The 21,288-nt window shown below is 73.8% G+C and carries 17 protein-coding genes and 1 pseudogene; 4 read left to right on the top strand and 14 right to left on the bottom strand.

Annotated elements, in window-relative coordinates:
• Nucleotides 1-61 precede the first annotated feature (61 nt).
• Nucleotides 62-4,117, bottom strand: coding sequence for an endo-alpha-N-acetylgalactosaminidase family protein (locus ACFY3J_RS24260; RefSeq protein ID WP_390841734.1), 4,056 nt, complete (start codon nt 4,115-4,117; stop codon nt 62-64).
• Between the two features lie 216 nt (nt 4,118-4,333).
• Nucleotides 4,334-5,377, bottom strand: coding sequence for a LacI family DNA-binding transcriptional regulator (locus ACFY3J_RS24255; RefSeq protein ID WP_384178019.1), 1,044 nt, complete (start codon nt 5,375-5,377; stop codon nt 4,334-4,336).
• A gap of 321 nt (nt 5,378-5,698) precedes the next feature.
• Here ACFY3J_RS24255 and ACFY3J_RS24250 point away from each other — a divergent pair, with 321 nt between their 5' ends.
• Entirely contained in the window at nt 5,699-7,510 is a 1,812-nt protein-coding gene (locus tag ACFY3J_RS24250) for a beta-galactosidase (RefSeq protein WP_390841733.1), read from the top strand.
• Nucleotides 7,511-7,554: 44 nt separating this feature from the next.
• Here ACFY3J_RS24250 and ACFY3J_RS24245 read toward each other — a convergent pair whose 3' ends face one another.
• From ACFY3J_RS24245 to ACFY3J_RS24235, 3 genes are all read right to left on the bottom strand, one after another.
• On the bottom strand, nt 7,555-8,388 hold the full coding sequence (locus ACFY3J_RS24245; RefSeq protein ID WP_384178025.1) for a maleylpyruvate isomerase family mycothiol-dependent enzyme: 834 nt from the start codon (nt 8,386-8,388) through the stop codon (nt 7,555-7,557).
• Between the two features lie 154 nt (nt 8,389-8,542).
• Nucleotides 8,543-9,337 carry a maleylpyruvate isomerase family mycothiol-dependent enzyme gene (locus ACFY3J_RS24240; protein ID WP_384178029.1) on the bottom strand — a complete coding sequence of 265 codons (795 nt, stop codon included), beginning with the start codon at nt 9,335-9,337 and terminating at the stop codon, nt 8,543-8,545.
• Nucleotides 9,288-9,965 carry a TetR/AcrR family transcriptional regulator gene (locus tag ACFY3J_RS24235; RefSeq protein ID WP_390841732.1) on the bottom strand — a complete coding sequence of 226 codons (678 nt, stop codon included), beginning with the start codon at nt 9,963-9,965 and terminating at the stop codon, nt 9,288-9,290. The genes ACFY3J_RS24240 and ACFY3J_RS24235 overlap by 50 nt, the downstream gene beginning before the upstream one ends.
• 239 nt (nt 9,966-10,204) lie before the next feature.
• Between ACFY3J_RS24235 and ACFY3J_RS24230 the strand changes: the two genes are divergently transcribed.
• On the top strand, nt 10,205-10,738 hold the full coding sequence (locus ACFY3J_RS24230; protein ID WP_384178035.1) for an RDD family protein: 534 nt from the start codon (nt 10,205-10,207) through the stop codon (nt 10,736-10,738).
• A 4-nt stretch (nt 10,739-10,742) separates the two neighbouring features.
• Here ACFY3J_RS24230 and ACFY3J_RS24225 read toward each other — a convergent pair whose 3' ends face one another.
• The 9 genes from ACFY3J_RS24225 to ACFY3J_RS24185 all read right to left on the bottom strand — a co-directional run bounded on the left by ACFY3J_RS24225 (nt 10,743) and on the right by ACFY3J_RS24185 (nt 20,250).
• Entirely contained in the window at nt 10,743-12,074 is a 1,332-nt protein-coding gene (locus ACFY3J_RS24225) for a protoporphyrinogen/coproporphyrinogen oxidase (protein WP_384178038.1), read from the bottom strand.
• A gap of 245 nt (nt 12,075-12,319) precedes the next feature.
• Nucleotides 12,320-13,915, bottom strand: a complete 1,596-nt coding sequence (locus ACFY3J_RS24220) for a class I adenylate-forming enzyme family protein (protein ID WP_390841731.1) — start codon at nt 13,913-13,915, stop codon at nt 12,320-12,322.
• A gap of 125 nt (nt 13,916-14,040) precedes the next feature.
• Nucleotides 14,041-15,036 carry a UbiA family prenyltransferase gene (locus ACFY3J_RS24215; protein ID WP_390841730.1) on the bottom strand — a complete coding sequence of 332 codons (996 nt, stop codon included), beginning with the start codon at nt 15,034-15,036 and terminating at the stop codon, nt 14,041-14,043.
• Nucleotides 15,033-16,478, bottom strand: a complete 1,446-nt coding sequence (locus tag ACFY3J_RS24210; RefSeq protein WP_390841729.1) for an FAD-dependent oxidoreductase — start codon at nt 16,476-16,478, stop codon at nt 15,033-15,035. The genes ACFY3J_RS24215 and ACFY3J_RS24210 overlap by 4 nt, the downstream gene beginning before the upstream one ends.
• Entirely contained in the window at nt 16,475-16,744 is a 270-nt protein-coding gene (locus ACFY3J_RS24205; protein WP_390841744.1) for a hypothetical protein, read from the bottom strand. Before ACFY3J_RS24205 ends, ACFY3J_RS24210 begins: the two co-directional genes overlap by 4 nt.
• Complete coding sequence (locus tag ACFY3J_RS24200; protein ID WP_390841728.1) at nt 16,702-17,400, bottom strand: AMP-binding protein; 699 nt, start codon at nt 17,398-17,400, stop codon at nt 16,702-16,704. The genes ACFY3J_RS24205 and ACFY3J_RS24200 overlap by 43 nt, the downstream gene beginning before the upstream one ends.
• Nucleotides 17,397-19,166, bottom strand: coding sequence for a CoA transferase (locus ACFY3J_RS24195; RefSeq protein ID WP_384178056.1), 1,770 nt, complete (start codon nt 19,164-19,166; stop codon nt 17,397-17,399). Before ACFY3J_RS24195 ends, ACFY3J_RS24200 begins: the two co-directional genes overlap by 4 nt.
• On the bottom strand, nt 19,163-19,990 hold the full coding sequence (locus ACFY3J_RS24190) for a class I SAM-dependent methyltransferase (protein ID WP_390841727.1): 828 nt from the start codon (nt 19,988-19,990) through the stop codon (nt 19,163-19,165). Before ACFY3J_RS24190 ends, ACFY3J_RS24195 begins: the two co-directional genes overlap by 4 nt.
• Before the next feature lie 86 nt (nt 19,991-20,076).
• On the bottom strand, nt 20,077-20,250 hold the full coding sequence (locus ACFY3J_RS24185) for a hypothetical protein (protein ID WP_384178062.1): 174 nt from the start codon (nt 20,248-20,250) through the stop codon (nt 20,077-20,079).
• Nucleotides 20,251-20,524: 274 nt separating this feature from the next.
• Between ACFY3J_RS24185 and ACFY3J_RS24180 the strand changes: the two are divergent.
• Nucleotides 20,525-20,926, top strand: a pseudogene (locus ACFY3J_RS24180) (transposase); the annotation flags it as partial.
• A gap of 54 nt (nt 20,927-20,980) precedes the next feature.
• Entirely contained in the window at nt 20,981-21,247 is a 267-nt protein-coding gene (locus tag ACFY3J_RS24175) for a UDP binding domain-containing protein (RefSeq protein WP_384178645.1), read from the top strand.
• Nucleotides 21,248-21,288 lie beyond the last annotated feature (41 nt).

Raw genomic sequence — 21,288 nt, 5'->3', positions numbered from 1 at the left:
GCCCGCCGCCACCGGTGGTGAACACACCGATGGCGGCAGGCGGGTGGTGCCGTTACGGCCGCTACGGCCGGTCGGCCGGCGGGTACCCGGTGGGCAGGTCCACCGGAGTGCCGTACACGCGCATCTCGGCGGCGGCCGCGAACGGCTGGCCGTTGAGAGCGTTCAGCGCGGTGAACCTCACGTAGGAGGCGCGCACCGAGGGGAAGGAGATCCGCTGCATCTGCGGCGAGTCGACGAGGGTGCCCCTGGCCACCGTGGTCCAGGTGCGGCCGTCGTCGGAGACGGCCACCTCGTAGTCCGCCACACGGCCGTTCTGACCGCCGCTCTGCCGGTCGAGGTAGCCGAAGCCGTTCACGTCGGCCGGACCGGCCGGCTTCAGCGTCACCCAGTGCGGGTACGGCGCGTTCCCGTGGCTGTAGTCGGTGTGCCAGATGGTGCCCGCGTCACCGTCCAGCACGTTCGACACCGGGCCCTCCGCCGGTCCCGAGGAGAGGTTCTCCGAGTCCGCGGTCGCCGTCATCGAGCCGGGCGAGAGGACCGGCACGGTCGAGACCGTCGCCCTGGCGTCCGCCGACACCGTCTTGGTGACGCCGGAGTCGGCGTAGACGGCCGTCGCCTTCCAGGTCGCCGACGTCCCCGCGGCGCTCGCCGGCGGCGTGAGGATCCAGGTGGTGCTCACGGTCGCGCCCGGCTTCACGCTCTCGAAGAGGTTGCCGTCGCGCTTCTCGACCATCGCGGTCCAGCCGTCGGGCAGGCCGTCGAGCCGCAGGGCGACGTTCGTGACGTCGCTCTGCTCGTTGTTGGTGAATGTCGTGACGTACTCGCCCGGCACACCCGGGCTCAGGTCGGCGCCGGCCGGGGTGGTCACGCTCGCGCAGGCGGCGCCGCCGCTCACCGGGCCGAGGTCGGTCACGCGGAAGTCGTCGAGGACGAAGTCCGTACCGGCCGCGCCGCCGAGCTTGCGCAGGCCGACCCAGGTGTCGCCGCAGCCGGCGACGATCTCCTTGGAGTAGGTCGCGGTGTCCAGCGCGGGGGCGAGCGTCTCGCGGGTGATGTCCTTCGAGACCACCTTGCCGTCGCCGACCCGGTCCGCTCCCGTCACCCAGGCCCACTGGCCTTCGACGTTGGTCTGGTAGCGGAACGAGACCGCGTACTTGTGCCCGGCGACGAACGGCACCGTGGCGGGGACCGTCCGGTACACCAGTCCCGTGTTCTCCTCGTGGGCCTTCAGCGAGTGCTTCCCGCCGATGACGTCGTCCACCGCCTGGCCCTTGAGGGCGCCCGAGGCGTAGGGCGAGTAGGTGTTCTTCCAGGTCTTCTGGCTGTACGGGGCGTGCAGGTCGCTGATGCTGGTGCGCGGGTCGGTGGAGCCGCCCGCGTCGCCCTTCACGAACGGTCCCCAGCCGGGCTGGTTGCCCTCGAAGTCGTCGTGGGCGACCACGGTGCCGCCGGACGGGCCGTTCGCGCCCCGCGGCAGCGGCGTGGAGGTGTCGGCCATGATCCGCACGTCGTCGAGGGTGACCGCCGCGTCCCCGGCGGCCGCTCCGATCGCCACGGTGACCTCGCCGTCGGCGGGCGCGGTGAAGGCGACGGACGCGCGCTGCGCGTAGGTGCCCTGCTTGGAGTCGGCGGCCATGGTGTTCCGCAGCGGGGTGGTGTCGAAACCGTTGTGCGCCTTCACCCCGTCGCCGGTCACACCCAGTGTGACGGCGCGGCGCTGCCCGGCGGCGACCTCGACATGGGCGCTCAGCGTGTACCGCCGGCCCGGCTTGAGATCCTTGACCTGCTGGGAGATGCCGGACTCGCCGGCGCCGAGCCGCGCGACGTTGTCACCGGTGGCGCTGCGCGCGACCGCCGCCCCGCCCCGCGGGTTCCAGGCGTCCAGGTCACCGGCGTTGAAGCCGGGGTCGGCCAGGCCGGTGCCCTCGCCGTAGTGCGCGTCGCGGTGCGGGGCCTGGTTCCCGTTCGGCACCAGGACGTAGGGCTGGTCCTTGTCGCCGGTGAGCGTCACCCGCCCGTCCTGGGCCTTCACCTGGGCGGCCTTCACCCGGCCCTGGTCGGTGAGCTTGTACAGCGTGAAGTTGCGGGTGGAGGCGAACTGCCGGGTCAGGTCGAAGGTGCGGGTGCCGCCGGAGGCGCTGTAGTAGTACATCTTGTCGGCCCGGCTCGGCGAGGAGGTGCCGTTGCCGCCCTTCGCCTCGCCCCAGGGCAGCAGATAGGTGTCGCCGTCGAGCACGACCGTGCCGTCCATCGACACCTGGCGCTTGCCGTCGGCCATCGCGACCCGGACGCCGCCGGTGAGGGTGGCGGACTTGCCGAAGTCCCAGTTCATGACCTGGTAGTGCTGGAGGAACTTGGTCGGCAGGTTGTCGGTCCAGATGTTCCGGTAGAAGGCGTTGAAGTCGTCGTGGCCGGTCCAGCCCTCGAACTCCCTGACGCTGGCCCCGCCGAGCAGCGGGTCCACGTTCCACACGTCGCGGTCGGAGTTGGCGATGAACCGGACGATGTTGGAGTTGATGCCCTTGTTGGTGGCGCCGCCGTAGCCCTTGTCGCTCGCCCAGTGGGACCAGGTCGACGTGCCCTCGAACTTGTAGGCCCACTCGGTCGCGACCTCGAAGCCCATCGTCCGCAGCCGCGCCGCCAGCGAGTCGGCCAGCCAGCCGCTGGAGTAGTAGACGTCTATGTAGAGGCCCTTGACGCCCGGGGCCTCGCGGCGCAGCTGCTCGAACCGGTCGAGGACGGCTCCGGAGCCCAGGTCGGCGCGCTGGTCGATGTGGTACGACTGGTTCAGCCAGTTCCAGCCGTTGACCTGGCCCTTGACCAGGGCCTCACTGAAGTTCTTCGCCTGCGGGTACGCCTCGGTGGCGTTCACGTGCACGGCGAAGTCGGAGTTGTACTCGGCACCGGCCTTGGTGAGCTTGTTCAGGTCGCCGAGCCCGCCGGCCCGGGTGTTGTAGTTGCCGCCGTAGTCCGGGTGGGCCGAGTCGTGGCCCTCGCTCGCGTAGCCCTTCTCCAGGACCCACTGGCCGAGGTCGTCGGTGGCCATCGAGACGCGTTTGACGTTGTCGAGCGTCTTGAGGAACGGATTGGTCGCCTGGCTGGCGAAGTTGAACGGGATGTGCTGCACGACGCGCTCGGGCACCCGCTCCGCGCCGAGTGGCCGGGGCATGTGGTCGCGGTAGGCGATGGCGCCGTCCTGCCAGTCCACCCGGCCGTTCCCGTTGGCGTCCGCGGCGAGTACGACGGTCGCCTTGGGCAGGGCGTACGTCCTCACCCGCGGGTCGGTGGCGCCCCGGGGCGCGTAGGTGTACGTGCCGGCCGACAGCTCCGCGCGCCGGGCGCCGTTGCCCGCGTCCACGATCCGCGACTGGAGGCGGGTGTTCCAGTTGTCGTTGTTGTCCTGCGCGGAGTCGTCGGTGGCGTTGGTGATGACGCCGCCCGCCAGATCGCCGTTGCTCACGAAGCCGTACGGCGTGCCGACGGCGGCCTTGTCGGGGGCCGTGGCGGCGGTGATCGGGACGAACTCGTCGGCTGTGGTGGTCGAGTTCGTCGAGATCTTCGTACGGGCCAGGGTTGTTTGCGGGGAGGAGGAGTCGGCGGAGACGAGTGACTGGTCGGGGATCGACAGCTGGTCGACGGTGGACGCGGCGGCGCCCTCGATGCTCTTCACCGCGAAGACGACGGTCCGCTCGTCGGTCACCGTGATCGTCGAGGTGATGGTGAGGTCCGGCAGATCGGCGAAGACCGAGGTGTAGACGGCCTGGTTGCCGCGCGCCGTCATGGTCGTGGTGGCGGTGTGCGCCGTGCCGTTGACGACGAAGGTGTCCAGGGCCCGAGCCTGGCCGCCGAGCGTTCTGCCGCCCATCGTGTACGAGATGACCTGCGGGAACTCCTTGGCCACCTGGACCGTCAGGCCGGGACCGGTCAGCTCGACCGGTGTCGCGGGGTGGTCCGGGGGAGCCGGTGCCGCCGTCGCGGACGCGGTGGCCGGGCCGGCCTGGGCGGGAAGGGCACCGGCCGACAGCGTGCCCAGGGTGAGCAGCGCGGCGGTCGCGGCGGCGGCGCCTGTTCTTGACCGGGTTGTACGTCGAGGGCGTTGCGGGTGGATGGCATCCACGGTGGGGCCTCCTGATGACTCCGTTACGGGAGAGCGAGGAAGACGCGTGGCCCCTGCCGGGGCCGTCATGACGCTGATGGGGCGGGGGAGACAGTAGGGGAATGGCATCGATAACACCAGATGCCGACTGCGATTGCCCGGTGTATGTGGCATCGCCGTGCATCGCCGGACAACGGCGTCCGCCGGCAGCCGTCCGCGGCCGGAGCGGAAGGCTCTCTACCGGCCGCCGCCCCGCCGCATCGGCGCGGTGCTCGCGCGCACGACCAGGGCCGGCTCGACGGACGCGGGTTCGGGGGCGGCGTCCGGGTTCTCCAGATGGCGCATCAGATGGGAGACGGCGAGAGCTCCCATCTGCGTGAACGGCTGGGCGACGGTGGTCAGCGACGGCGAGCAGTACTCGGCCAGCGCGATGTCGTCGACGCCGACGACGGAGATGTCGTCGGGCACCCGCCTGCCGAGCTCGTGCAGCGCCCGGATCACTCCGAACGCCATCTCGTCGCTGGCCACGAAGACGGCCGTGACGTCCGGGATCCGGCCCAGGACGAGGCCGTTGCGGTACCCGGACGCGGGCGACCAGTCACCCTCCAGCTCGGGCGGGACGCTTCTGCCCTCGGCCTCCAGCGTGTCGCGCCAGCCCTGGGTGCGGCTGACCGCGTCGAGCCACTCGCGCGGACCGGCGACGTGCCAGACCGTCTCGTGCCCGAGGTCCAGCAGATGCTTCGTGGCCAGGCGTGCGGCCTGGGTCTGGTCGACGGCCACCACCTCGGTGGCGGAGGTGCGCGACCCGTCGATGGTGACGGTGGGGACCGAGCCCGTGAGCTGCTCGATCCGCCTGCTCACATGGATCAGCGGGACGGCGAGGACGATCCCCTCGACATCCTGCTCCGCGAGCCGCGCCAGCGCTCCCTCGATGGCGGAGGTGTCCAGGGAGGCGGTGGTGGCGGTGGAGACCGAGTAGCCCGCCTCGCGCGCCGCGCTCTCGATGCCGTACAGCACGGCGGTGCGCGAGTAGAAGGTGGTCTGAAGCGTCACCACGCCGATGGTGCGGCTGCGGCCGGACGACAGCATCCGCGCCGCGTTGTTCTTGCGGTACCCGAGCTGGTCGACGGCCGCGAGGACCTTGGCCCGCGTCCTCTCCCGCACGTTGGGGTGGCCGGACAGGGTCCGCGACACGGTCTGCGGGGATACCCCGGCGAGCCGGGCGACATCGGTCATGCCCGGGGGCCGTGCGGCGCCGTCGTCCTCGCTCCGCTTCTTCATACGTTCCCTCGTCCGCTCGTCCCACCGTGATGATAGCGCCCGTACAGCGGTGTCCGTGCTGCTCGGAGCGCCCACCGCAGCGGCGGCGACCCCCCATTGGCATCGCTATCATCCTGTGTCATAGTTCCGGCACGTCAGCGTGTCCCGGCCGTGCGGCGGACCGCAGGGGAGCCGGGTTCCGCCCTCCCCACCCCACGTCGAAGGAGAGGCCGTGAGGAAGCCAACCACGCGCAGGGCGGCAGTGGCGAGCGCGGTCCCGCCCGGACCCGTTCCCGCGCGCCGACCCCGCGGTCGCGGGCCGGCCTCGGGCACCACCGCGCCATGAGAGAGGCACACCCGATGCGCCGGTCGACGCCTGCCCTGTCCCACCCCGACGGCGAACTCCTGCGGCACGGCCGCCCGCACCGTGTCCTCGCCGGATCGCTGCACTACTTCCGAGTCCATCCCGACCAGTGGCCGGACCGGCTGGCACGACTCGCCGCCCTGGGGCTGAACACGGTCGACACCTACGTGCCGTGGAACTTCCACGAGCGGCACCGGGGCCGCGTGCGCTTCGACGGCTGGTGCGACGTCGAACGGTTCCTCCGTCTCGCGCAGGAGGCCGGGCTGGACGCGATCGTGCGACCCGGCCCGTACATCTGTGCCGAATGGGACAACGGCGGGCTGCCCGCCTGGCTGACGGGCACCCCCGGGATGCGGCCGCGGTCCTCGCACGGCCCCTTCCTGGACGCGGTGGCGGGCTGGTTCGACCAGTTGATCCCGCGTCTCGCCGCGCTTCAGTCGGCGCGGGGAGGCCCCGTCGTCGGGGTGCAGGTCGAGAACGAGTACGGCAGCTACGGCGACGACCACGTGTATCTGCGCCGGGTCCGCGACGCCCTGGTGGAACGCGGCATCACCGAACTGCTCTTCACGGCCGACGGCCCGACCGAGCTGATGCTCGACGGCGGCACGCTGCCCGACGAGCTCGCGACCGCGACGTTCGGCTCCCAGGCGGCAGAGGCCGCCGCACTGCTGCGGGCGCGCCGCCGAGGCGAGCCGTTCTTCTGCGCGGAGTTCTGGAACGGCTGGTTCGACCACTGGGGGGAGCGGCACCACGTCCGGTCGCCGCGGAGCGCGGCGGGAACGCTGGGCGACATCCTCGACGCCGGTGGATCGGTGAGCCTCTACATGGCCCACGGCGGTACCAACTTCGGACTCTGGGCAGGCGCCAACCACGACGGCGAGGCCATCCAGCCGACCGTGACCAGCTATGACTCGGACGCGCCGATCGCCGAACACGGCGGGCTCACCGCGAAGTTCTTCGCCCTGCGCGACCGGCTCGGCGCCGTGACCGGCCTCCCGGAGCGGCCACTGCCCACCGACCCCGCGCTGCTGGCACCCCGCGTCGTCCCGGTCGTCCGGGGCGCCGAACTGCTGGGCGGGCTGGAAGCCGTCTCCCGGGCGGTGGACTCACCCCACCCGCCGAGCTTCGAGGAACTGGGACAGTCATCCGGCCTGGTGCTCTACCGTGCGCACCCGAAACTCCCCGACGGCGTCCTCGAATTGACCGTCAGCGGACTGCACGACCGCGCCCAGGTCTTCGTGGACGGCGCCCGGGCCGGCGTGGTCGACCGGGAGACCGGCTCGCTCACCCTCCACGGCACGGGGCGGCGGGTGCGGCTGGAACTGCTCGTCGAGAACCAGGGGCGGATCAACTACGGCCCGCTCCTCGGCCAGGGCAAGGGCATCCTCGGCCATGTCCGGGTGGGACGCCGGATGGTCCACGGCTGGACGACGCACCCGCTGCCGCTGGACGAGTGGACGCCGCAGGAGGTCGGCCGCGCGGCGGCCGCCACCGACCCGCGGGGCCCGGCCGGATTCGCGACGGCAGGGTTCACGGTGGACGAGCGGGCGGACACCTTCCTGGCATTTCCCGGTTTCGGCAAGGGGTTCGTCTGGATCAACGGCTTCCTGCTCGGGCGGTACTGGGAGATCGGCCCCCAGGCGACGCTGTACGTCCCGGCGCCGCTCCTGGTGCCGGGCGAGAACACCGTCACCCTGCTGGAGCTGGAACGCCTCGGGGAGCGGATCGAGTTGTGCGACGCGCCGGAGCTGGGGGAGGCCGAGGAGTACGTCGAGACCTTCTCCTCGTAGCGGCGCCGACAGGACGGCCGGGGTCCGCGCCACGGGAAGGCGGATCAGGGCGCCGTGAACAGGTTCGGGAAGCGGGGCGCGAGCCAGGGCTTGCGGCCCCAGGCCATGACGTGCCCCCGGGCCATGGCCCGCCACGGGTTGAGGCGGCCCAGCGCGATGAGGAGGAAGGCGACCGGTTCGATCAGGATCGTGCAGTCGGGCCGGATCGCGGGCCCCGGGGTCACGTGCACGGCGCCGTCGTCGAGAGCGACGCCGAACGCGGCGCCGCCGCGCAGGCGGATGGCGTAACGCGCCGTCATACCCGCGGCGGACGCGGCGGTGACCCTCGGCATGACCAGGAGCATGAACGGCATGCACAGCCCGACACGGGCACGGTCGACCATGTGCGGGCGGCCCAGGGCCCGGGCCAGGTCGTAGCCGTGGCCCAGCATGTGCGTCAGTAGGTAGGACGCGAGTGCGGCCCTGCCCATGGGGCCCAGCGGCGTGACGAGTGCCGGGTCGTCCGCGGCGCCCTCGTCCGCGGCCCGGTCCACGGCGTCCAGGAACGCCTCGGCCTGTTCCGCGATCAGCGCCGCGAGTGGCTCGGGCCGGCGCTCCTCGAACGCGTCGAGGGCCCGCGCGTTGGCCGCGGCCAGGCTCTGCGGTGTGCCGTCCCCGTAGGGGCGTTCCCGCCCGCGTGCGAGGTCGGCCATCAGCTCGTTGGCCAGCGCCAGATGGGCCGCCGCCTCGCCGACCGTCCACTCCGACCCCGGAACGGGAAGCGCCGAGTCGGCCGCGCCCCGCAGCAGTGCGGCGATGTCACCGGCGGTCTCACGTATCGCCTCCGCGAGCCCTTCGGGCAACGGCCGCCCGTTGCCCGGCCGCACTGTGGGATGCACGCTCTTCGGCCCCTTCCTGCCATGTGTACGCGCGGTCGAGTTCCCGCTGGGGGCGGGGGGCCGAGCGTACCGGGTCGGGCAACCGGCGCGTCGGTACCGCGACGGCTGCCCCACGATTCCGACCGGGTCCGCTCCCAGGGCGCCCGACGGAGGATCAGAACACGACCCGGGCCCGGCGGGCGGCCGCGAGGGCCGCGTCGGATCCGGAGAGCAGTTCCAGCGGCACGTCCGGATCGCGTCCGGCCAGGGCGCGCAGATAGGCGACGGCGTCCGCCCGCACGACCGACGCGGGCTCGCCCGAGCCGATCAGCCACGTGCCCCCGGCGGGCCCGGTGAGCTCCAGCACGACGGGTGCCCCGGACCAGGTCAGGGCCAGGTCGCGGATCACCTGCTCGACGATGAGCCGGTCGTGCTCTCCCACCACGAGGGGCTGCCCCGTGGCCCGTGCCAGGTCGACGCGGTGCATCCACAGGTCACGGTTGTAGATGGTGTCGAGCAGATGGCCCACGGACATCCGGGGTGCGTCGGCCACACCGGTGTCGACCCTGGCACGCCGCATCAGTCCCGGGCGGCGCCGACGGGCCCGTACGGCGCGCGGCCACAGCAGCGTGAACCGCTCGGCCAACTCCGGTCCGGAGGCGGTGGCATGGTCGGCGACCTGCGCCGCCATGTGCGCGTCGACCGGGCCCATGCCCCGGTGGCGCCGCCTGCCCGTGATCTCCCTGCGCACCATGGTGGCCAGGGAGATGTTGTCCTCGCACTGGGCGACGAGGTGGGAGACCAGCGTGCGCACGTCCCACTCCGCGCAGTCGGTCGGACGGTGCCAGTCCTCGTCCCCGAGCTTGCCGAGTACGTCCATGGCGGCCCGGCCTTCCGCCTCGGCGACCGCGGCCGACTGGTCACGGCCGGTCTGCGGCAGGCGTGCGGCCTCCCCGTAGGTCTGAGTCATCGCACTCGCCCTCCTCGGGGGCGTAGAAGTGGAAGAACATGTCGACCGTCGTCCGGGTGAGCCGGGTGAAACGGCCCTCCTCGACCCGTGCGGACGGCTCGTTGGCGAGCTGCTGGCTGATCACACCGGCCATCAGCGCCGTGTAGAGGGCCACCCCGTCCTCCTCGGCCGCGGCGGGCGACAGCTGCCCGGCGCGCACCGCGGCCCGGAGGGTGGCCCGCAGGAGTTCCAGTTGCCGCACCGCGGGTTCGAAGGCCCGCAGGGTCGGTTCGAACCCGGGCACGGGCCGCCAGTACAGCAGTTGTGCCAGGACCGGATGGGCCATCGCCCAGGCGACGGTGGCCTGCTGGCCCGCCAGGAGGGCACCGCGCGGATCGCGGGAGAGCATGGCCCGGTACGGCTCCAGGACGTCGACCGTCTCGCGCATCCCTCGCTCGAACAGGGCGTCGTAGACGGCCGTCTTGGACGGGAAGTACTGGTAGAGCGAGGGCGGCCGCATGCCCATCCGCCGGGCCACCTCGGCCATGCTCAGCGCGGCAACGCCTTCTTCCGCCATCACCTCGAGCGCGATGTCGAGGATCTCCCGCACGGTGTCGTTGCGCCGACGTAGCCTCCGGTCCTCCCTCATGCCCTTAGGAAAGCCTAATGGCCGTAGGGGAGTCAATACCCTGTCAGTTCCGCGATCGGGCACGCGGGACACGGGCGTTCGACGCGGGCAACTGCCAAGATCGCCCAGGGCGTTGACGTGCGGTCAGGACTCCGCGACCCTCCGGACACCGTGGCTCGCTCCGACCACCCCGCTGATCGTGGACGGTTCGCGTCACGACGGCCCCCGCTCACCCACCTTCCGACGACCCAGGACCGCGCATGAGCATGTACCAGCCCCCGCAGCAGCCCTACGGATACGGGCAGCCGACGTACCCCCCGCCCGCCGGGCCCGCTCCGGTGGGCCCGCCTCCCGGGGCCCTCGGCAACCAGGGCGCGCGGCTCGCCGCCCGCTTCCTGGACGGGGTGTTCATGCTGCTGGCGCTGCTGCTCGTGGCCGGTCTGGTCGTCCTGATCCAGAACCTGACGGTGGACAACGACAGCATCGGCATGGTGGCCGGGGTGATCGGGTACTCCGGGATCGGCGTGGTCCTGCTCTGCTACGAGCCCGTCATGCACTGGAAGTCCGGCGCCACCTACGGCAAGCGGATCTGCGGGTTGCGTGTCGCCAGGCTCGACGACGGGCGGCACCTCTCCTTCGGACGCGCGTGGCTGCGCTGGTTCACCGGCTTCCTGATGGGATTCGTGCCGTTCCTGGGCCTGCTCGACGTGCTGTGGTGCCTGTGGGACAAGCCGTTCCAGCAGTGCCTGCACGACAAGGCGGCCAACAGCGTCGTCCTGACCACCAGACCCTGAGACCTCAGCGCGCGTCGGCGGACAGGACCCGATGGGCGGCGATCTCGGCCGAACGGACGGCGGCCTCGCTGTTGGGACGGAGCATCACCCAGTCCCCGGCGTAGTCGACGCGGCGCGCAGGGCGGTCCAGGAACGTCCGCCGCAGCCGCAGCGCGGCCGGCGTCGCCTCCGGCAGCCCCACCGGCCAGCGCACCACGTGCGCCTCGCGGGTCGCCTCCGTCAGGCCCGGCAGATACCGCTCGGCGCGCCCGGCGACCACGGACACGACCTCCTCGTCGGGCCGCTCCAGCAGGTCCGGTGAGGCGTACGGGGAGGCGAAGAGGCTGATCAGACCGCGGCCGGGCGGGACCCGGTCGGGGACCTTGACGTGGTCGAGGATCGCGCCGGCGAACACCCGGTCGTCCAGGGCCGGAACCTCCAGTGCGTAGGACGGCTCCCGGGTGGGGCTCGGCAGCGGGCGGTCCAACAGGCACATCACCTTCAGCATCGGGCTGTAGGTGCTCGCCGCGAGATAGGGACGCTCGTCGTCCGGCAGGCCGGCGTGGAGGCGCAGCGCCACCGGGGCGGGGACGGCGAGCACGACGCGCCGGGCGGTCACGCTCCGACCACCGGTCAGGTCCAGGCGCACGGCGTTCGCCTTCGGCTTGACGGCGAGGGCCGCCCTGCCGGTGACGACGTCGAGCCGCTCGGCCAGCGTCGTGGCGAGGGTGCCCATGCCGTCGCGGTACGCCACCCAGCGCGCCCCGGCGCCGCCGACGGCGAGCAGCAGCGCGGCCATCGGCCCGATCGCCGAACGCTCCGGCCGCCAGCCGAAGAACCCACTGGCCATCGGCTGCAACAGCCGGTCGTGCAGGTCTCGGTGGTAGCGGCGCGCGTACGCGGTCACGGTCGCGTCGCCCAGGGGCGTCGCCTCGGGGTGGTCCTGGTCGAAGGCTCCCCGTCGTCTCAGCAGCCCGCCGGTGAACCGCAGCCAGGCCAGCCGTCCGCGCCACGACATGCCGGCGCCGGTCACCAGCCCCGCCGGATGGCCGAGGTTGGCGTGGGCGCGGCCGTCGCGCCACACGGCGATCCGGCCTCCCACGGGGACGACGGCGTCCTGGTCCAGTCCGGTCGCCCGCAGCAGCCGCCAGGTGCTGTCGTAGCCCCGGACCGCGATGTGTTCGGCTCCCTCGTCCAGGACGTAGCCGTCGTGGCGGCGGCTGGCCATCCGCCCGCCCACCCTGCCGTCCGCCTCGAACACCCGCACGGAGCGGCCCGCTCGGGCCAGATGGAAGGCGCAGGCCAGACCGGAGATCCCGGCTCCCACCACGGCGATGTCGACGTCTGTCCCGGCCATCGGAGGTCCCTCCCTTGTCGAGGTGTCATACGGAACGGGTGTGGTGCGCGGACGGATGGGTGACCGCACGTGTACGGGTGGGCGGTGGTGCGTGGACGGGTGGGCGGTGGTGCGTGGACGGGTGGGCGGTGGTGCGTGGACGGGTGGGCGGTGGTGCGCGTACGGGTGGGCGGTGGTGCGCGTACGGATGGGTGGCCGCGCGCGTGCGGATGGGCGGCGGCGCGCGGACGGGGCCCGGGTGCGGATCAGGTCCACCGTCCGGTGCCGTAGGGCGGTGCCCCGTCGAGCAGCCGGTCGCGCAGTTCCTGCCGCCGGACCTTGCCCGTCGCGGTGAGCGGGAGCTGGTCCAGGGACAGCACCGTCGGCTCGCCGAGCGGCGGAAGGTCGGTCACGGCCTGCTTCCACGCGCCGAGGTCCAGCGTGCCGTCCCGGGTCACCAGGACCGGCTGCGGCAGTCCGCTCGCACGACCGAGCACCACCGCCTCGACGACCTCCGGCAGCCGGTCGTGGATCACGTCCTCGGTCTCGACGCAGCTGCCGTCGGGAATCGTGTCCACCTCGCGGTCGAGCAGCAGCAGCCGGCCGGAGTGGGTGATGAGGCCGAGGTCCCCGGTGGTGAACCAGGGCCCGGACAACTTGGCGCGCATCCGCTCCGGTTCGCTGACGTATCCGGCGCACAGCGTTCTGGTACGGGCCTGCACCAGGCCGGGCCTGCCGCGCCCCACCGGCTGGAGGGTCGTCGGGTCCACCACGCGCAGTCCGGCCCTGCCGGGCACGGTCCGCCCCAGGTCCCGGGTGGTGGGGTGGCGCTCCCCGGTCGCGCGTACCGACCTGCGCGTCAGGCAGCGGAAGGTGAGCGGCCCGGTCTCGGACTGCCCCCAGACCTGCACCCACAACGGCAGCCGGCGCCGGGTCGCGGTCAGGAACGTCCGTACCGTGGGCGGGTGCACGGCGTCGAAGGCGTTGATGTAGAGCCGCACGTCGTGGAAGGGGTTGTCCGGCGCCGCCGCCAGCGGCTGCCAGCGCACGAAGGCCGAGGGCGCGGCCTCCAGCACGGTCGGCGGATGCGCGCGCAGGACGGGTTCGGCGAGCCGGGCGTCGTAGGCGTCCAGGATCACCGCCGCGCGCGGGGCGAGCCAGAACACGCTGATCGTCCAGGCGAGGCCCCGCCCGTGCGCGTACGACGCCGCCTGGGCGACGGTGTCGGCACGCCGGGTGGACACCAGGGGCAGGCGCCGGGCCTCGGCCGCGGCGATCCGGTGGATCAGCGTTCTGGCGGAGTGCCGGACCAGCTTGGGGATCCCGGTGGTTCCCGAGGTGTGCATGATGGCCAGGGTCAGGTCGTCCGGGCGGGGGCGGGGCGGCGGCGTCCGGTGGCCGCGCACGTCCGCGAGCGGGATCGCGCCGGGTGCGGGGGCGTCGAGGGTGAGGGTGCGGCGGGTGAAGGCGGTGAGGTCGGTCTCCGCGCCGCGCGCGGCCGCCAGCGTGGCCGAGGTGGTGACCAGGGCCTTGGCGTCGAGGCGTTTGAGCAGCACCTGGAGCGTCTCCACCGGGAGGCGGTCGGAGATCAGCGCGGGCACCGCGCCGATGCGGGCGGTGGCGCAGGCGAGCAGGACGTAGTCCCAGTGGTTGGGTTTGATCACGGCGACCCGGTCGCCCGGCGTCACGCCCAGCCCCTCCAGCCAGCCCGCGGCCTGGCTCACCAGGTGGGCCAGGTCCGGGATGTCGTACGTCGTCCTGCCGTCGTCCGCGATGTCCAGCGGCCGGCTCAGATGGACCGTCGTTCCGGTGCCGCGGTCGGCCAGGACGTCGAAGAACGGTCCGGGGGCGAGGAGTTTCATCGGGTGACCTCCGAGAAATCCCGTTAGGCGCACGGGAGCTGATGGAAGGTGAGGGGCTGCGGTTCGGGCGGGCTTCCGCACGGAGCGCGGGGACGCCGCTCGGGTCCTCGCCCCGCCCTTCCGGCTCAGGGGAGGCCGCTGATCGTGAGATTGACCGCCACGAGCGTGACGACCAGGATCCGGTGGGCCCGGATGCCGATCAGCCGGCCGCGCAGGACGTCGCCGCGCACCATGCCGACCGTGAACTGCCGGACGCGGGTCGCCTTCAGCGGGACGAAGGCGAGCGGGAACCACCACGGGGCGATCCCCAGCGGCGGCGCGGTGACGATCGCCGTGGTCTCGAGCACCGACAGCGCGCCGATGAACCGGCGGTTGCCACGCAGGGACAGCAGACACGCGGCGGTCGGCCGGCCCACCGCGCGGTCCCCTTCGGCGTCGTGGGTGTTGGAGTACACGCCGAACAGGACCGGACCCAGCCCGAACAGGAACGCCTCCACGGCCGCGAGCCCGGTCACCTCCCCGGTGAGCAGGCCGAACAGCGGCAGCACGAAGGCCCAGCCGACCACGGCGAGGAACACTTCCTGGAAGCCCCGGTAGCTGAGCCGCAGGCCCCACGAGTACTGCGGGACGACGACGGCGGCGGCCACGAGGGCGAGCACCGCCCACAACGGGCGGTGCGGCGCCCAGACCAGCGCCGCCGTCCAGCACAGGCACCCGGCGACGAGCGCGCACCAGGCGAAACGGACCGCGGCTGCCTCGGTGAGCGTCCCGGCCAGCAGCGGTTTGCGGGCCAGTGCCCGAGCCGGGGCGTCGGGGCCGTAGTTCGCGGCGTCGCTTCCGTCCCGGTGGCCGGTGACGTCGTCGAACGCGACGGCCGCCGCCACCAGGCACACCTCGCCCAGCAGGAACGCCGCCAGCGTCACCAGGGACGCCCCGTCGAGCCGCTGGGACGCGGGGAGCAGCGACCAGACGACGGCCAGGCTGAGGTAGTAGTCGACCATGCCGAGCTTGGCCGGCCGAAGGTAGGCGGGCAGCCGCGCCCCCGGACGCCGGCCCGTGCGGACGCCGGCCTCCTGGGACGGCGGCTCCGTGGCGGTTTCGGTGCTGAGCTCACTGGTCATGGACGCTCCCTGTGGTCGTGGCGTCGGGCGTCCGCGGGACGCGGAGCAGCGGTGTCGCCCGAGCGGGGCCCGCCCCGGCCAGCGTGGTCCGCTCCGTCGGGGTGAGCGGCGGCCGGCGGGACGAGGGGGCCGCGTACGGCGGCGAGCAGTGTCGCGGGGCCGAGCAGTCGTGCCGGAGGGACGGTCAGCGCGTAGACCCCCACCATCGACCGCTGGACGCGCGGGTCCTGGGCCGAGACCGCGTCGAGCCGGTCCAGGTAGCGGTTCAGCAGGCGGCGGGGAGGCCCCGGGCGTGCGCCGCGGGCCGGCGGATGGCGCTGGTCCAGGCCGACCGCGATCCGCCTGGCGGTGTCCGCCGAGCGTGCCACCGCGCGCTGGGCGCCGCGCGCGGCGCCGGGACGCGGGCCCGCCACGTACGCCTCGCGCAGGGCGAGGGCGCCCAGCGCGGCGACCGAGACGCCCTGCCCGTAGGCCGGGTTGAAGGTGCAGGCCGCGTCGCCGAGCACGACGAAGCCCTCCGGCCGCTGCCGCATCCGCTCGTAGTGGGGGCGGTGACTGGCGGTCCGGCGGAACGCGCGGACGGGCCCGGCGGGTTCGGCACGGGCCAGCATGTCGGCGATGAGCGGGTCCGGCAGCTCCCGCGCGAACGCGGTGTGGCCGTCGGCGCCGGAGGCCGGGACGGCGCCCCGGGTGCCGAACAGCGTGGCGAGCCGGCGGCCGTCCTCCACCGGCACCAGCAGGCCGCCCCGGCTCACCTTCCGCATGCCGAGCCTGACGTACACGGCGGGGAGTCCTTCGGCGAGCGACGAAGGCAGGCGGCAGGGGCGGGTCGCGTAGGCGACGCCGCTGTCGGCGACCGTCTCCCGTACGAAGGCGCCGAAGCCGGCGAGCCAGCGTGGTGCGGCCGAGCCGTGGCCGGACGCGTCCACGACGAGGTCCGCCTCGGCCCGGCCGAGGCGGCCGTCGCCGCGCCGCCGGGTCAGGACGCCGGTGACCCGGCCGGGGCCGCCGAGCAGGCCCACCACCTCGGTGCCCGCCGGCAGAGTGGTGCCGGTGTCCGCGACGAGGCGTTGGCGCAGCGTCCACTCGATCAGGCCCCGGGTGCAGGTGAGGACCGTCTCCCAGGGCCCGTGGCGCGCCGGCCGGCCGAAGGGCCCACGCACCACGATGTCGCGGGGGAGTCCGACGCCGGGGGCGCCCGCCCCGACGAGGGCGGCCAGGGTGCCGGGAACCAGTTCGTCGATCGCGGCGGCGCCGCACGGCAGCAGGACGTGCGCGTGATGGCCCTGCGGCACTCCGGCCCTCGGCTCCGGCCCGTCCGGCAGCCGGTCCCGCTCGATCACGGTGACCTCGTCGACGCTGCCGGCGAGCACGAACGCGGCCAGCAGCCCGGCCACTCCGGCGCCGATCACGACGGCACGGGTAGGGTCGCGTCCGCTCATCCGGGGGCCCCCAGCGAGGTCGTGGCCGGCGGCGCGGAGCCGGTGACCTGCGCGGCGGCGAGACGGGCCAGGGTGGCGCGGCACACCTTCCCGGTGGGGCCGAGCGGGAGCTGATCGAGCGTCAGCAGTCGCTCGGGCAGCTTGCGGCGCTCCAGCCCCCGTTCCTGCTCCAGGAACCGCTGAAGCTCCGCCAGGGTGGGCGTCTCGCCGTCGCGGGGCCGCGTCACGCAGGCGCACAGCCGCTCCTGCAGATCCGGGTCGGGCACCGGCACGCAGGCCACGTCACCGACCGCCGGGTGTGCGCCGAGGTGGCGCTCGACCTCGGCCGGGCTGATGGTGCAGCCGCCGCGGATGACGGTGTGCCGGAGCCGGTCGAGCACGCGAGCCAGGGGTCGAGGGGCACGCAGCCGTCCGGTGCCGGGCCGAGGACGGCGACGGTCCGCAGACACGGCAGGTCGGCCCGCAGTCCGGACAGGACCCGCGCCAGGGGGATGCCGCTCCACTCGGCCGTCGTGATCACGGCGCCGGCCCGCGCCCCGCCGAGCAGTGCGAGGGAGTCCCGGCGGCCGCGCCCGACCGGATAGGGCAGCGCCACGGCGCCGATCGCGGCCAGGGCGAGGTCGGCGGCGAGCGCCCGCCATCCGTTGGGCAGTTGGACGCCGACCACGTCGCCCGCGCCGACGCCGGAAGCCGTCAGCGCCGCGGCGATCCGCCGGGCACGCCGGTCGAGGGCCGCATAACCGAGCGTGCCCTCGGGGTCGATGACCGCGGGCCGTTCGGGGTGGGCCGTGGCCTGCGCGCGGAAGAGCGCGGAGAGGTCACGGCCGGGCACGAGGCCCTGTTCGACGTACCGGCGGCGCAGCCGGGCCGGCACCCGGTCGGGCACCTCGGCGCCTCCGGCCGTGGTCCAGGTCCCCGTCATGCGGTGAACTCCCAGGGCGTGCCGGGCAGGACGCAGCCGGCCCGGGTCAGTGCGGCGCCGAACCGCGGGTCCGCGGCGAGTTCGGTGAGGTCGGACGTCAGCGGCACCGACGGCCCCGGACGGCGGGAGGCGGCAGCGCCGGATCCGTGCCGGGTCAGTACGGTCGCGGCGGAGAGCAGGGAGGTGTCCACATGCAGCAGTGGGGCGCTGCCGTGCGTGTCCCGGCCGCTGGTGGAGCGCGCCGCCAGCGCGGCCAGCACCCCCTCGGCGCAGACCAGGCCGCCGAGCACGTCGAGCAGCGTCATCAGCGAGGGCGTCGGTGGCTCGCCGTGCCGCGCGGTCAGCCCGGCCAGACCACTGCCCGCCTGCACCAGGTAGTCGGTGCCGAGCGGCGGGGTGGGCCCGAGGGCCTCGCCCCAGCCGGACGCCCGCGCGTAGACGAGGCCGGGCCGGACACCGGCCAGATCGGTGGCGTCGAGATGCCACGCGGCCGCCTTGCCGGGGGCCCAGTTGTGCAGGAACACATCGGCGTCGCGGACGAGTTCGCGGAGCGTCCCGCGGCCGCCCGGGGTCCGCAGGTTCGCCTCCACCACGTCCTTGCCGTGGTTGAGCGCCAGGAACCGGGCCGAGCAGCCGCCGACCAGCGGCTCGGTGCCGCGCAGGGGGTCCCCGCCCGGTGGTTCGACCTTGATGACCCGGGCCCCGAGCCGGGCGAGTACGTGTCCGGCGAGCGGCCCCTGCACCCGTCCGGTGGACTCGACGACGACCAGCCCGGCGAGCGGCCGGGACACCGTGGGGCAGGCCGCGGCGGGCGAGGGCACGGAGGGCCCCGCCGCCGTCCGCCGGTCCGCGGGCAGTGCCCTGACGGTCCATGGGGTCTCGGGCAGGGCGCCCGGCTCCGGCGCGTCGGGGCCGCGGACGGGCAGCACGCTGACGTCGGTCCGGGCGGCCACGGAGCGGATCACCTGGTAGGAACGCCGCGCGGCGACGCGGTGCAGTGCGGCGGGCAGCGGGCAGACGGCGGTGGCGAACCGGTTCTGGAACGGCGGCCAGCCTCGGCGGACAGCGGTCCGCTCGGCGTCGAGGACGGTCCAGAAGCGCTGCCAGGCCTCGGCGTCGAGTGTCTCGATCTCGAACCTGACCCCGTCGGCGCTGGTGAACGGCGGTGCGCCGGCGCCCGGACCGGGGGACGCCGGCGGCACCGGCATGTCCGAAGGGTGCGTACCGGCGGCGCTCGCCATGGCCAGGTACTGGCCGGTGGCGAGGAGCGCGCCCTGCGCGACCGAGGTGCGCACCCGGCCGATCCGGGTGCCGCGCGCGGCGGCGTGGAACGCGGCGAGCATGCCGGTCACGGCGAGCACCCCGGCCACCGTTCCGGCGTAGTCGAGGCCGAGCAGCGTGGGCGCCCCGTACCGGCGCCCGTGGATGTGGGCGATGCCGCAGGCGGACTGCACGTCGGCCTCGCTCGCCAGGGGCAGCGCCACCGGGCCCGCCCAGTCGATGGCGCAGGTGAGGCTGCCGGCACCCGTGGCGGTGACGAGGGTGCCCGCGTCACCGGCGTCACCGGTGCCGTGCCCCGGACGGGTGTCACCGGTGGCGTGCCGCAGGCCGGCGGTGGCCGGTTCGCAGCCGAGGAGCGCCAGGTGGTCGGCGGCGACCGCGAGCGCCGTCGAGCCGCCCGTGGCGCCCACCTGGATCCCGGCCAGCGGCCGGTGTGGTTCCGGCGCCCGACGCGCCTCGGTCCGTACGCACGCGTCGACGCTCACCGGGCCCGCCGCCCCTGCACGGAGTAGATCACGCACGAGCTGGCCCGGAACCGGGGATGCCGCATCACCTCGCGCACCTCGGCGAGTTCGGCGTCGGTCATGCCGGCGGCGACGAGGCGGTCACGCAGGTGGTGGGTGTGGTGGATCAGGAGGTGGACGCCTGGCGAGTCGGCGTGCCACGGCATCAGGAAGGGCACCGGGTCGATGTCGACGAGCCCGGCGTCCCGCATGGCCCCGGCGGCGTGCCGTCCCCAGCTGCCGTCCGCTCCCGCCTGCGCGAACACGCGTGCCTTGGCCGCCAGGAACCGCTCGTACACCTCGGCTCCGGCACGGCTCGGCGCCAGCAGGACCGGGCCGTAGTCGATGTCGAACTCGTCGAGTTGCAGCCACCCGCCCGGGCGCAGGGCACGGGTCATCGTGGCGAGCGCCGCCCGGCGCTGCGGCAGATGGAGCAGCACCAGACGGGAGTGGACCAGGTCGAAGGCCTCCTCGGGCAGCGGGTCGCGGGTCACGTCGTGCCGCAGCGTCCGAAGCCGCGGGTGCTCGGGGAGGTGCACCGGATTGATGTCCGTGGCCACCACCTCGCCGGTGGGCGCCACGCGTTCGGCCAGCCAGGTGGCGACGCTGCCGCCGCCCGCGCCGACCTCGAGGCAGCGCCAGCCGTCGGTGACTCCGGTGCCGGCCAGCCGCGCGGTGGTGATCGGGTCCAGCGACGCGGCGAGGCAGCGGTGCTGCTCCGCCGCGTGGACGTTGTCGTTGTCGAAGGCGTATCCCTCGCCGGGATCCGCGACCGCGGCGGCGGGTGCGTGGAGAGCGGACTTCACCAAGTGCTCCTGGGATGCGGGTGAGTACGGGACCGGGCGCGCGGATGAGGCCGGGGCGACCCCGGCCCTGTCCGCCGTCCGCCGTGTCAGGAGGAGAAGCTGCCGGACAGCTGCGTGGTGTGCGTGCCGTGTCCGGGGAGGATCCGGACGCCCGCGCTCGCCGCCTGGGCCGACCCCGAGCCGGCCAGGCCCAGGACGCCTGCCAGGGACGCGGTGGCGAGGGCGATGGCGAGGCGCTTTCCGACAGCGGATGTGTGCATGAGATCTCCTTGGACATCTCGGGCCCGGTACCCGACGACACTCACAGAAGATCACATTGAGCGACAGTCATCTCGCTCTCCGTGTCGGCTGTGTTCGTGTCCGTACCACGGCCTCCCTGCCGTGCGGTACGGGTTTGCCGCCGGGACGGCCGGTTCCGGGGGCGCGCGGGTTTCACCGCGCGGAGTGACCGTGATCGCCCGGTCGGATGCGCGCGGCCTGTCGGCCTCCGGGACGGCGGCCCGGTGCACGATGCACAGCGGGCACGGCCGTGGCATGTGCGCGGAAGCCGGCATCGGCGTGATCGCCGTCGATCCCGCCTGCACCAGCGTCCGGGGCGCCCAGCACTGGCAAGCCCCGCTCACCGGCGAAACCCACATGACCAGCCAACACGCCGCCGCCTCGGTGGCCATCGGCAGGCGCGCCCTCGGATACCGGATCAGGCGACGGACGGCACCGCCCCGTGCACACCAGAGCGATGTGCACGGGCATCGGACCGCCCAGGCCCGACCCGGCGGCCGAGGGAGCGAGGGAAACCGCCCCCGTGTCCCCGGACCACGGACAGGATCCGTACGCGCCGGACGCGGAGCGAACGCGGTGGACCAGAACACCCAAGACCGTTCGGGGTGTTTGGCTGAGCACGGGTTATGGCCACAGGACTCACTCCCGCTCAGTCTCCAGGAACGGTTCACCTTCCGGACGGTCGCGGCCGCGCAGCAGGTGAACCGTGAGATGCCCGCCCATGTGGCGCGGCGGGTGACCGCGCTGCTGGACGAAGCGGGGTGCGCGGTCCAGGGGGCCGAAGTGCTGCTGCTCGGCGTGACCTGCAAGCCGGACGTCGCCGGTCTGCGCGAGTCACCCGCGACCGCGGTGGTCCGCTGCCTGACCGCGCTCGGCGCCACGGTCCGCTTCCACGATCCGCACCATCCGAGTGGCCGTCATCAGCGCTCCTGTCCATGGGGGGATCCCCGGGCCAGGAGCACTGGTGAGGCAGGGTGATCAGCCACGCCCGTCCTCACCCCGAGTGCCGCGGCGACCCG

The organism is Streptomyces sp. NPDC001231, from assembly GCF_042896885.1.
Taxonomy (GTDB): Bacteria; Actinomycetota; Actinomycetes; order Streptomycetales; family Streptomycetaceae; genus Streptomyces.
Note: the sequence above shows the minus strand (reverse complement) of the source record. Positions and strands in the feature narration are given on the sequence as shown.

Coding starts and splice junctions, on each gene's coding strand:
- ACFY3J_RS24255 (WP_384178019.1), bottom strand. CDS start 5,377: ATGAAGAAGCGGAGCGAGGACGACGGCGCCGCACGGCCCCCGGGCATG.
- ACFY3J_RS24250 (WP_390841733.1), top strand. CDS start 5,699: ATGAGAGAGGCACACCCGATGCGCCGGTCGACGCCTGCCCTGTCCCAC.
- ACFY3J_RS24240 (WP_384178029.1), bottom strand. CDS start 9,337: ATGACTCAGACCTACGGGGAGGCCGCACGCCTGCCGCAGACCGGCCGT.
- ACFY3J_RS24235 (WP_390841732.1), bottom strand. CDS start 9,965: ATGAGGGAGGACCGGAGGCTACGTCGGCGCAACGACACCGTGCGGGAG.
- ACFY3J_RS24230 (WP_384178035.1), top strand. CDS start 10,205: ATGAGCATGTACCAGCCCCCGCAGCAGCCCTACGGATACGGGCAGCCG.
- ACFY3J_RS24225 (WP_384178038.1), bottom strand. CDS start 12,074: ATGGCCGGGACAGACGTCGACATCGCCGTGGTGGGAGCCGGGATCTCC.
- ACFY3J_RS24220 (WP_390841731.1), bottom strand. CDS start 13,915: ATGAAACTCCTCGCCCCCGGACCGTTCTTCGACGTCCTGGCCGACCGC.
- ACFY3J_RS24215 (WP_390841730.1), bottom strand. CDS start 15,036: ATGACCAGTGAGCTCAGCACCGAAACCGCCACGGAGCCGCCGTCCCAG.
- ACFY3J_RS24210 (WP_390841729.1), bottom strand. CDS start 16,478: ATGAGCGGACGCGACCCTACCCGTGCCGTCGTGATCGGCGCCGGAGTG.
- ACFY3J_RS24200 (WP_390841728.1), bottom strand. CDS start 17,400: ATGACGGGGACCTGGACCACGGCCGGAGGCGCCGAGGTGCCCGACCGG.
- ACFY3J_RS24185 (WP_384178062.1), bottom strand. CDS start 20,250: ATGCACACATCCGCTGTCGGAAAGCGCCTCGCCATCGCCCTCGCCACC.
- ACFY3J_RS24175 (WP_384178645.1), top strand. CDS start 20,981: ATGCCCGCCCATGTGGCGCGGCGGGTGACCGCGCTGCTGGACGAAGCG.